The following is a 10,614-nucleotide window of genomic DNA, read 5'->3' on the forward strand; positions in this document are numbered from 1 at the left end:
TTGTTATGAATTGATTAACGAAAAAATTGAGCTAAAGATGGCAAAAAATCAAATGATGGAATTAGCAACTTTTGAATAAATTTATTAAGATATCCGTGCAAGGGAATGATGAATGGGGTGAGGTGTGGAAAAAGAGGCTTTCTGGTGTCAGATGGCCCGTGAATTCACTTTGTAAAATTTAAAGAAGCGAGCTAAAGTTTAAATGTGGCTTGATGCCATGGATTCGGGTTATGGGCTGCGGCCGTAAGGCCGCAACTGCGTGAGGGATAGAAGCGGATATGAGCCGCAGCAGGTGGGCATACGGCACACTTGGCGAGGCTGGCTGGCCCGTAGGGCAGACAACGCAGCCAAGGTGTGGTAAGCTATTGCTTACTTACTGGTGTACAGGATGTGCCGTGCCCACGTGCAAGGCGAATATGAGCGGATAGCCCGACCCAGACGAAGGTGCCGAAGGCACCTTGTCTGGGGCACGCCCAAAAAAAAATCGAGAGTGTTACAAAATTTCGGTTCGGTAGGTATCAAGGCGAAGGAGGATGAAAATCATCATAGAGAAGGCCAGCATCGATGATCCACCGGAACTGATGAAGGGCAAGGGAATACCTATTACGGGGAATAGGCCAATGGTCATTGCAATATTTACGGCAAAGTGGAAAAAGAGAATGCTGGCTACCGAATAGGCAAAGATGCGTGCATAGGCGAGTTTTTGGCGTTCGGCGAGGACGAGTATGCGGTAAATAAAGAGTAGAAAAATGGTGATGAAGGTGAAAGAGCCTACAAAGCCCCACTCTTCGCCTATGGTACAGAAGATAAAATCGGTTTGCTGCTCGGGCACAAAGTCGTACTTAGTCTGTGTGCCTTGGAGGAATCCTTTACCCCAGAAACCGCCAGAGCCGATGGCTATCATGCTTTGGTGGGTATTGTAGCCGATGCCTTTTGGGTCGTGGGCTTTGCCGAGCATGATGTTGATGCGGTTGCGATGTCTGTCTTCCAACAGATTGTAAAAGGCAAAGTCAACGGATTGGACGAAGAGAACTACTATGGCAGTGACTCCGAGTGTGGTAATCCATACAGCTCGGCTTCTTCGCCAGAGTATGGCGACAAATAGACCAAAGCCTCCCAAGACGAGCGATAGAATAAGTGGGTCAATTACTAAAGCCAAGATAAAAAATACGGCTAGGGCTAAAGCGATGAGGACAAAGTAAATGGATAATCCCTCGCGGTAAAAGACCAGCAAGAAAGAGCTGAATACTACGGTACTACCTAAGTCGGGTTGAGGCAGAATGAGCAGTGCAGGTATAGCAACGATAAGCGTGGCGAGTAGTACTTTTTTCTTGAAATTCTTTTTGGTGGCTGAACCCAAGACGGTAGCTACCATCATGGCAGTTGAGAGCTTAGCGAATTCGCCGGGCTGAAGGCTAAAGGCACCAATCTGAAACCACGAACGGGCGCCGGAAATTTTAGCCCCAAAAAACAACACCGCTACAAGTAGAATCAGAGTGAGTAGGTAGAACGGAAAAGACAAGGGCTCGATGAGTCGGCCTTCGATGCTGAGTATTAAAAGTCCGATAATGGTAGAGGCTACTATGAAGAGCAATTGTTTGTTGTAATTGAGCGAGAGATTGGTAAGGGAAAACGTCTCGGGATTGTACACGGCAGCCAGTACGCTGATAAAGCCAATAAAGACCAGTAGGTAATATAACGAAAGTACAGAAAGGTCGATGCCCTCGAAAATCGATTCCCTCTTTCTCATTGGTGTTGATAGGTTAAGAGCTTTTGGCCGAAGATTTTGATGAGCTGACGATCGTATTCGTCTTTGAGCGAGCCTTCCATCATGCGCTTTTCTAAGTCTTTGCGCTCGACTTTGCCGGTGAGGTATTTTTCGATGATGAGAGAGGCAATGGGTGCAGCCCAGCGAGAGCCCCAGTAGCCATTTTCGACAAAGATGGCGATAGCGATTTTGGGGTCGTCTTTCGGGCCGAAAGCCATGAAGATGGAGTGGTCTTGGCCGTGAGGGTTTTGGGCGGTTCCGGTTTTGCCGCAGAGTTCGATGCCTGGGATTCGTGAAGCTCGAGCAGTCCCTTGCTCAAAAACTTGAAACATACCTTCGATCACCGGCGGAAAGTGAATGCTATCGACGGTGGTTTTCTTGGGTTTGGTGTAATGGGGGTTTGTAATGGGTTTTCCGTCAATTTTTTTGATGAGGTGAGGGGTATAATAATAGCCGCGATTAGCGATAGCGGCAGCTGCATTGGCCAATTGCACCGGTGTTACAAGCATTTCGCCTTGACCGATGCCGAGAGAGATGGTGTTGAGGGTTTTCCATTTATTGGTGCGGAAGCTGCGGTTAAAATAAGCGGAATCGGGCACTAAGCCTTTGCGGCCAGTGGGCAGATCGTTGTCGAAGTACATTCCTAAACCGAAGCTCTTCATGTGTCGGCTCCACACTTCGACTCCGGTGGGGGCATTGGGGTATTTGTCGATGATGCGCTTGTAGGTGTTACAGAAATAGTTGTTGCACGATTTGTAAATGCCAGCAAGCAATGGAAGTGGATAGTTTGTGCCACACTTACAGCGCACAAAAAGGCTTCCAGCTCTAAAGCCTCCACCGCATGTAAAGGTGGTAGAGGGTTGGATAACGCCTTCTTGTAAGGCAACTAAAGCTTGGAGGATTTTAAAAGGTGATCCTGGTGGGTACTCTGCCAGTAGAGCGCGGTCATACAGCGGCTTGTTGATGGAGTCGTTGTAGAGCTTTCTATAGTTGATGTTTCGGTCGCGGCCCACGAGCAGATTGGGGTCGTATGAGGGGCTGGTGACGAGCATGAGAATTTCGCCGGTGGAAGGTTCGATGGCTACGATGCTGCCGCGTTTGTTTTTCATAAGGGCTTCGCCATACATCTGTAGCTCTATGTCGATGGTAGCTACCAGATCGCTGCCAGGTATGGCAAGAGAGTCGAAGATACCGCCTTTGTAGGGGCCTTTCTCGCGGCCACGCACGTCTACCAGTATGCGACGTACACCGTGTTTTCCTTTCAGGTATTTTTCGTACGACTTTTCGATGCCAGCCACGCCAATGAAATCACCCCGGCTGTATTCCGGATTGCGCTCGATGATCTCTTCATTCACTTCGCCTATGTAACCCAGCACATTAGCTGCTGCGGGGTACGGGTAGGTTCGTAATGTGCGCTTTTGAAAAAAGAAACCAGGAAATAAAAAGAGTTTTTCCTGTAAGTATGCATAATCTTTGGCCTGGATGTAGCGGATAAACTCCGATGGTTTAAATCGGCTATAGCTGCGAGCAGCTTCGAGTTGTTTTACGAAAAAGTCTTTTGAAATGGCAAAGAGGCGACAAAATTCGGCTGTATCCATCGCCTGTACCTGCATGGGGATAACCATCAGGTCATAAGCTACCTGATTGGCGACTATCACTTTACCGTTGCGGTCGAGAATTTCACCGCGTGGGGCGTAAATTTTCAATGTGCGGATAACATTGTTTTCGGCAGAGAGTTTCCATCGGTCGTCGATTACTTGAATGTAGAAAAGTCTGGCTGTGAAGACAAGCCAGGTTCCGACCAAAAAGACGATAAACAAGGTGATCCGCTTCATCTGCCGTTTTTAGAGCCTGTTCCTTTGGTCAAAACGTATTCGACGGGTACAATTAGTGCGAGACTCGCTGTTGTAGATGCAATGGTTTTCCTCAGCAAGGTCATTAGATTTCCAAATCCCAATGAATCAACCACATATATCCAAATAAAAAACAGTAAATACGAGAGCAGGAGATAGAGTAAAAATCGGTTGAATTTCACCGTTTCGATGCGGATGCTCTTAGCTTCTTGCAGGGCTGCATATCCAAGTACTCTTTGAACGGGCACAAAGGATAGAAGGGAAAGTGAGGAGGCGTAAAGCCCACCGGTAGAATTCCATACATCGATGGCAAAGCCTGCTAAAAAAGCGATGAGCAGATGAGCGTATTTGTTGAAAACAGGTTTCGACATTACTACAAATGCAGGTAGCAGTTGAGGATTGATATAGCCTGAAAGCTTCACTTGATCGAGCACCCCGATTTGAAGCACGATGGCAAATACGATCGCTACAATCCACTGGGCGACATCACTTGTTTTCATTGATGAGCAATTTCAGGTTTTCGATTGCCTTCTTCTCAAGGAAGTCGATCACATATACTTGATTGATGCTGCTGAAGTCAGTAAAGAGCTCAACCTGAGCTTCAATGAAGTCGCCAGGGTCGCGCAGTCGGTAGCTCTTTACGATGCCTACGGGTATGCCTTCGGGAAAGATAAGGCTACGTACGTCGGTAACTACAGTGTCGCCGTTTCGTATGTGGGTTTGTTTCGGCAGGTCTATCAGCTGGGCATATCGGTAATTTTTGCCATTCCAGGTAAGTGAACCAAAGTTGTAGCTATTGATGGGCCGACAACTGATGGAAAACTTGCTGTGTAACACGGTAAGAGCAGTAGAGTAGTGGGTATCGACGTCTTTTGTAATGCCAGCTACGCCAAAAGGAGTTATGATGGCCATACCAGGCTTGATGCCATGCACCGAGCCGCGGTTAATGATCATATAGTTATTTTGGAGGTTGTAGGTGCTGTAGAGCACATTGGCCTCTTGATAGATGTACACCTGTTTGCGAACAGTGTCGTTTACAAAGCCCTTGTTGTTTGTTTCGGGTAAAAGCTCAGTATTTAAAGCATTTCTCAACGTGGCGTTTTCGCGCTGAAGAATTTGGTTTTGACTTTTTAAACTGAAGTATTCTCTGATGTCAAAAACCATTTTATGTAGGTTTCCTACAGCATAGTTGCTGGCAGTAAACCACAAATAGCTTTGAAAGTAATTGTGCCTTATGACTCGTGAGAGGGCTATGGACTGAAGTAAAAGGAAGAGTAGGAGATAAGCGTTTTTTTCAAAAAAAATCCAAACTTTGTTCATGCCTGATGCCGGAGTTGGTAGCTGGAGGATGAGTTTAGAACTTTCTCAGCCCCTTTAACGGCTGAGAAAGTTGTATTTGTCCAGATTTTTAAGTGCCATTCCGGTGCCTCTCACTACAGCTCTGAGGGGGTCTTCAGCCACGTACACCGGCAAGTCGGTCTTCATGGAGATGCGTTTGTCTAGTCCTCTAAGCATGCTGCCCCCACCAGCCATATAGATGCCACTGTTGTAGATATCGGCAGCCAATTCAGGGGGTGTGTTAGAGAGCGTTTCCATGATGGCATCTTCAATGCGGATGATGGATTTATCAAGCGCACGAGCTATTTCTTTGTAGTTTACGACTACCTGTTTTGGCTTACCGGTCAGCAAGTCGCGACCCTGAACGGCCATATCGTCAGGTGGATTGTCGAGTTCATCGAGGGCAGCACCTACCTGTATTTTAATTTCTTCAGCAGTGCGTTCGCCTACAAAGAGGTTGTGCTTAGTGCGCATGTAGTAGGCGATGTCGTTTGTAAAGATGTCGCCTGCTACTTTGATGGACTTGTCGCAGACGATACCTCCAAGGGCTACTACAGCGATTTCGGTGGTACCTCCACCAATGTCGATGATCATGTTACCCTTTGGCTCTTGTACATCTACCCCTATGCCTATGGCTGCAGCCATGGGCTCTTGAATAAGATACACCTCTTTAGCTCCGGCATGTTCAGCACTGTCGCGCACAGCTCGTTTCTCCACCTCAGTAATGCCCGAGGGAATGCATATAACCATTCGAAGCGAAGGTGTAAAGAATCTGTTGTTCAGGCCTGGGATGCTTTTGATCATTTCTCTGATCATGTGTTCCGAGGCTTCGAAGTCGGCAATTACACCATCCTTCAGCGGGCGAATGGTTTTGATGTTTTCATGCGTTTTGCCGTGCATCATGCGGGCCTGATGGCCTACTGCAATGATTTTATTTGTATTTCTATCGATGGCTACGATCGAAGGGGCATCGACGACCACCTTGTCTTTGTGAATGATAAGTGTATTGGCCGTGCCGAGGTCGATAGCTATTTCTTCGGTCAGAAAATCAAAGAGTCCCATGTATCAAAAGTCTTTAAGATTGTTATCAATGTTTAAAGTGGCGATAGCCGGTAAAGACCATAGCCATGTTGTGCTCGTTGCAATAGTCGATGCTCAGCTGATCTTTGATAGACCCTCCAGGCTGAATGACGGCTGAGATACCTACCTTGTGAGCGATTTCCACACAGTCCGGAAATGGAAAGAAAGCATCGCTGGCCATAGAGGCACCTTCGAGGTTGAGGCCAAAGGATTGGGCCTTTTGGATGGCTTGCTTCAGAGCATCAACCCTTGAGGTTTGGCCTGTACCGGCAGCCAGCAGCATGCCGTCTTTAGCCAGCACAATGGTATTGCTGCGCGTGTGTTTGCTGATTTTGGAAGCAAACAACATATCGGCAATTTCCTTATCTGTTGGTTTTCTGTTTGTTACGTACTTCAGGTCATCTATCGAATCGGTATGATGGTCTCTGTCTTGTAAGAGATAACCATTCAGAGCTGATCTTTTCAGGATCTTACCCGGGCTGTAGGGTTTGTATTTCAGAATTATCCGGTTTTTTTTGGCGAGGAGTATTTTTAAAGCTTCTTCATCAAAATCTGGTGCGAGCAACACTTCAAAGAAAATGCCCGAAATTGCTTCAGCAGTACGTGTATCAATCGGGCAGTTAAGCGATATGATGCCTCCGAAGGCAGAGACCGGATCTGCTTTGAGTGCATCTGTCCAGGCTTCGTAAGCCGTAGGTCTCGAGGCTAGTCCACAGGCATTGTTGTGCTTTACAATGACGCAAGTAGTGTCGTCAAATTCGCTTAGATAGGAGAGAGCAGCGTCGATGTCGAGCAAGTTATTGTAGCTCAGCTCTTTGCCACCAAGCTGGGTAAAGATTTCATCGAGATTGCCCTCAAACCAGCCGCGCTGATGGGGGTTTTCGCCGTAGCGCAGGGGGCGCTTTTCAGCGGTGGAGAGTGGCCAACCATTGAACCAATGCATGATGGCCGTATCGTAATGACTGGTAATTCGGAAAGCTTCAGCAGCAAGGCTTTTTCGATAGGTGAGATCAGTGGTGCCTTCTGATGCGATGTAATGGTTTAAAAAGTCGGAGTATTGAAATCTGGAAGAAACTATAGCCACATCGGTAAAGTTTTTTGCAGCTGCCCTGATTAGGCTTATGCCTCCGATATCGATTTTTTCAATGATTTCTTGCTCAGTGCCGCCCTTCTTTACCGTCTCTTCGAATGGATATAGGTCAACCACCACCAAATCGAAGGGTACGATGCCGTGTTCTGAAATCTGAAGTAGATCGTTGGGGTTAGAATCGCGCCGGAGGATACCCCCAAAAATGGTAGGGTGTAGTGTCTTAACCCTACCTCCGAGAATTTCGGGAAATTCGGTGAGCTCTTCAACGGAAATTACGGGAACACCTAAACTTTCAATAAACCTAAATGTGCCGCCTGTGGAATAAATTTCCACTTCGTACTCGTGTAATTTTTTTACTAACTGATCTAAACCTTCTTTGTAATATACTGATATTAAGGCAGTTTTTATTTTCTTAACGGACACTCCGGCTTTTTTTAAAAATTCATGCAAAGTTACATTGTTTCAGGCATTACCTAATGAGGCATAGGGCTAATCCGACGAAGTAATCACGATGTTTTTTCATAAAAAAATATCAAAAAAAATCCCAAGAGTACGGGAATAGAGAGATAGGTAAAAAACACCTTGGGACCAGAGATAAAAAGTGCAGCCGATACTGTCAAAGTCACTGTAATCAAGCGACTTATCATGCCTACAGCTCCAGTAGCGAGGCCGACACTTACATAGCGTTCAGCTACTAACTCGAGAATAATCGGATAGGCAGGAAACATTGCTGAGCCGCCGAAGATCAATATGCTTTTGATAAGCCATACGGGCTGATGCGTAGACAGCAGGTACATACCCCCTGATACTGCCAGAGTGGCAAAGTGCAAATAGCGCGTATGCCAGCCTCGTTTCGACACAATGCCAACTACGGGACTTACACTCAAAATTCCGGCTAAAATAGCCATTCCCATTGCGCTGCCTGCGGTATTTGAGGCTTCAGTATGTCGGAGGGCGGGTTCGAGCCATGTGGATAAATTGTCAAACGTTCCCACGCCCAGCCCTAAGATACTACCAAGTAGCAAGACAGGTTTGCTGGTCATTAACGTCTTTATCTCTGAGAATTTGACCTTCGACTGTAAGGAGCGATAATCAATTGATTTATTAAATACGGCAATAAGAACCAATCCGAAGAGTCCGGTGATGGCCGATGGCCAAAGCAGACCGTGCATTCCAAAACGCTCGTAGAGATAAACACCTGTAAGTAGCGAGAAGGCCATACCAGAATACATGGCAATGCTTAAGGCAGAAAGGGCCCGACTTCGATGGGATGGAAACAAGGTGTGAGCCACCGGCACAAAGCCATTGAGCACGAAAGGCTGGGCCACTGCAGCTAAAGTCTGACAGAAATAAAGTATCACTAAATTTTGGCTAATAAATCGACCTATGGCACTTGCAGCTGTAAGTAGGGCTGCAATCAGCATATACTTTTTCAAGTTTGAATCGACCCTTCTTCCGGCAGGAAGTGATAAAATCAGAAAGAAAATGGGATATAAAACCGCCAACATTCCAATGTAGGTTGGTGTAGTTCCAACCTCTGAGGCAATGCGGCTGGCTACAGGAGCAAAGGTGATCCAAATGGCTTGAGAAGCGAAAGTTACCAGCAGAAACCCAGTAAAATAAAGCTTTTTTGGCATTAGAATTTTAAGATTTAAACCAGTCAGATACTTTTTGTTTAATGACTTCGGTAGCCATGTGATCAGGTACGTAATCGATGACTAAAGGAATCAGCATGGCATCGAGATCACCTGTGATAAGCTTTTGAATAAACAACTGTGGATTTTTTTGTATTTCTGAAATGTAAATACCTGAATCTTCCTCTAGGGCTTGTGTGGCATCGCACGTAAATTCATCTATTACGCGATTGTGTACAGGGTTGATGGTGAGGTGAATGGAAGCAGGTATAACGTCGTTGCCATATTTTTTGAGTACGTGAAGGACCCAGCCCTTCTTTTTCATGTTGAGGGCAAAGTTGGCTATGTCGGCATTAGGGTTAAAAGCTGTTAGTACTATCGGCACTGAGGGTATGGCAATCTGAAAACCGAGTTTTTCAAAGGTTTTTTTAAAAAGTTGAAATGTTTCTGAAATTTGATTCGCATAGAGCTTGTACCCTTCTTCTCCAATGAATTCAAGAACGGCATAAGTGGCAGCCAAATGGCCAACTGATCGGGTAGAGAGCGCAGCTCTGTTAACTAAAACATATCCAGGCGAATGTGCATCGACATACATACAGCCTGCTGCATACTCAGCAGTGCGAAAGAGTACCATAGAAGCACCTTTAGGAGCGTAGCCAAACTTGTGAAAATCTACAGAAATGGATTGGACTCCGGGAATTTGAAAATCGAATGCAGGAACCGGATGATCGTTCATGCGCAAGAAAGGCAGCACCATGCCTCCCATACAGGCATCTACGTGTACAGGTATGCCTTTGCTGGCTGCTACAGCGGATATTTCAGATATAGGGTCGACTGTGCCATAGGTCCAGTTAGGAGCTGATAGGGCGATCAGGGCAGTATTTTCGGTGATAGCTTGCAGGAGTTGGAGCACATGCACCTTACCTTCGTTATCGACGGGAATTTTTCGGATGTGCATGCCCAGATAGAACGCGGCTTTGCTCATCGAGGGGTGTATGGTGTGGGGCGCGAGAATCTCAGGGGTACCTGCTTTACCTTGTTTTTTGAAATGCTCTCGGGCACTGAGAGCAGCAATCATTATACTCTCAGTGCCACCGGCTGTAAAGACGCCCATTGCTGACTCGGGAGCATTGAGCCATTTTTTTAATCTGTGAGATATTTCTTTTTCGAAAAAGACTGCACTGCGAAATACTGTAAAATCTAAAGCGTTTTTATCGGCAAACATTCGATAGGCGTCGAGGGCGAGCTCTTTTATTTGGCTGTCGCCCGCGTCGTAGGCGTAGGCAAACAGTCGGCCGGTATCGGTGTCGGTATCAGATTTATTTATTGATTGAAGGGTTTGTAAAATGCGATAGATTTTATCTGAAGTGTCATCAGGGGCCATAGCGGATTTCGTTTGTAAATGAAGTACAAGTTTAGTGGAAAATTTGTGGTTTTAAATATTTGTGATTTTGGGTGGTACATCCATATGCTGAGCATAAGGTGAAGGTAGGCTAAAGTGATGCTGTAGCCGGCACCTGAAGCCGCGTGAGGGATAGAAGCGGATATGAGCCGCAGCGGGTGGGCATACGGCACACTGGGAGCGGCTGGCTGGTCTGTAAAGACAGACAACGCAACCCAGATGTGCCGTGCCCACGTGCAAGGCGAATATGAGCGGATAGCCCGACCCAGACGAAGGTGCCGCAGGCACTGTCGGCTGGGGCACGCCCAAATAAGTAAAGAAAATAAAAAGAAGCTGTCCTAAAAGAGGGCAGCTTTTTTTTATCAGTTTTTAAATGGTATTTAATGTTACAAAAAATGAATTAGACTTAAAGCAGGTTTTTGGTAGTGATATTTCAAAAAATTGATTTT

General features: G+C 46.3%; 9 protein-coding genes. All 9 read right to left on the reverse strand.

What is annotated here, in order from left to right; genetic code table 11:
- Positions 1–493: 493 nt before the first annotated feature.
- Positions 494–1,750, reverse strand: a complete 1,257-nt coding sequence (gene rodA, locus EIP89_RS09375) for a rod shape-determining protein RodA (RefSeq protein ID WP_124398421.1) — start codon at positions 1,748–1,750, stop codon at positions 494–496.
- Positions 1,747–3,603 (reverse strand): penicillin-binding protein 2, encoded by a 1,857-nt coding sequence (mrdA, locus tag EIP89_RS09380; protein ID WP_124398422.1) that lies wholly within the window; start codon positions 3,601–3,603, stop codon positions 1,747–1,749. Before mrdA ends, rodA begins: the two co-directional genes overlap by 4 nt.
- Positions 3,600–4,121 (reverse strand): hypothetical protein, encoded by a 522-nt coding sequence (locus EIP89_RS09385; RefSeq protein WP_124398423.1) that lies wholly within the window; start codon positions 4,119–4,121, stop codon positions 3,600–3,602. The genes mrdA and EIP89_RS09385 overlap by 4 nt, the downstream gene beginning before the upstream one ends.
- Positions 4,108–4,941, reverse strand: coding sequence for a rod shape-determining protein MreC (mreC, locus tag EIP89_RS09390; protein WP_124398424.1), 834 nt, complete (start codon positions 4,939–4,941; stop codon positions 4,108–4,110). The genes EIP89_RS09385 and mreC overlap by 14 nt, the downstream gene beginning before the upstream one ends.
- Before the next feature lie 54 nt (positions 4,942–4,995).
- Positions 4,996–6,021 carry a rod shape-determining protein gene (locus EIP89_RS09395; protein WP_124398425.1) on the reverse strand — a complete coding sequence of 342 codons (1,026 nt, stop codon included), beginning with the start codon at positions 6,019–6,021 and terminating at the stop codon, positions 4,996–4,998.
- Between the two features lie 25 nt (positions 6,022–6,046).
- A complete protein-coding gene (purH, locus tag EIP89_RS09400; RefSeq protein WP_124398426.1) occupies positions 6,047–7,552 on the reverse strand; it encodes a bifunctional phosphoribosylaminoimidazolecarboxamide formyltransferase/IMP cyclohydrolase in 1,506 nt (501 codons plus the stop codon).
- 83 nt (positions 7,553–7,635) lie between these two features.
- The gene (locus EIP89_RS09405; RefSeq protein ID WP_124398427.1) at positions 7,636–8,766 is read right to left on the reverse strand and encodes an MFS transporter; all 1,131 of its coding nucleotides are present in this window, start codon (positions 8,764–8,766) and stop codon (positions 7,636–7,638) included.
- A 7-nt stretch (positions 8,767–8,773) separates the two neighbouring features.
- Positions 8,774–10,147, reverse strand: a complete 1,374-nt coding sequence (locus EIP89_RS09410) for a pyridoxal phosphate-dependent decarboxylase family protein (protein ID WP_124398428.1) — start codon at positions 10,145–10,147, stop codon at positions 8,774–8,776.
- Positions 10,087–10,374, reverse strand: coding sequence for a hypothetical protein (locus EIP89_RS11505; protein WP_160160577.1), 288 nt, complete (start codon positions 10,372–10,374; stop codon positions 10,087–10,089). Before EIP89_RS11505 ends, EIP89_RS09410 begins: the two co-directional genes overlap by 61 nt.
- Positions 10,375–10,614 lie beyond the last annotated feature (240 nt).

This window comes from Thermaurantimonas aggregans (assembly GCF_003851885.1).
GTDB lineage: Bacteria > Bacteroidota > Bacteroidia > Flavobacteriales > Schleiferiaceae > Thermaurantimonas > Thermaurantimonas aggregans.

What these genes read in the sequence shown, in the direction of transcription:
- rodA (WP_124398421.1), bottom strand. Translation starts at nt 1,750, where the DNA reads ATGAGAAAGAGGGAATCGATTTTCGAGGGCATCGACCTTTCTGTACTT.
- mrdA (WP_124398422.1), bottom strand. Translation starts at nt 3,603, where the DNA reads ATGAAGCGGATCACCTTGTTTATCGTCTTTTTGGTCGGAACCTGGCTT.
- EIP89_RS09385 (WP_124398423.1), bottom strand. Translation starts at nt 4,121, where the DNA reads ATGAAAACAAGTGATGTCGCCCAGTGGATTGTAGCGATCGTATTTGCC.
- mreC (WP_124398424.1), bottom strand. Translation starts at nt 4,941, where the DNA reads ATGAACAAAGTTTGGATTTTTTTTGAAAAAAACGCTTATCTCCTACTC.
- EIP89_RS09395 (WP_124398425.1), bottom strand. Translation starts at nt 6,021, where the DNA reads ATGGGACTCTTTGATTTTCTGACCGAAGAAATAGCTATCGACCTCGGC.
- EIP89_RS09405 (WP_124398427.1), bottom strand. Translation starts at nt 8,766, where the DNA reads ATGCCAAAAAAGCTTTATTTTACTGGGTTTCTGCTGGTAACTTTCGCT.
- EIP89_RS09410 (WP_124398428.1), bottom strand. Translation starts at nt 10,147, where the DNA reads ATGGCCCCTGATGACACTTCAGATAAAATCTATCGCATTTTACAAACC.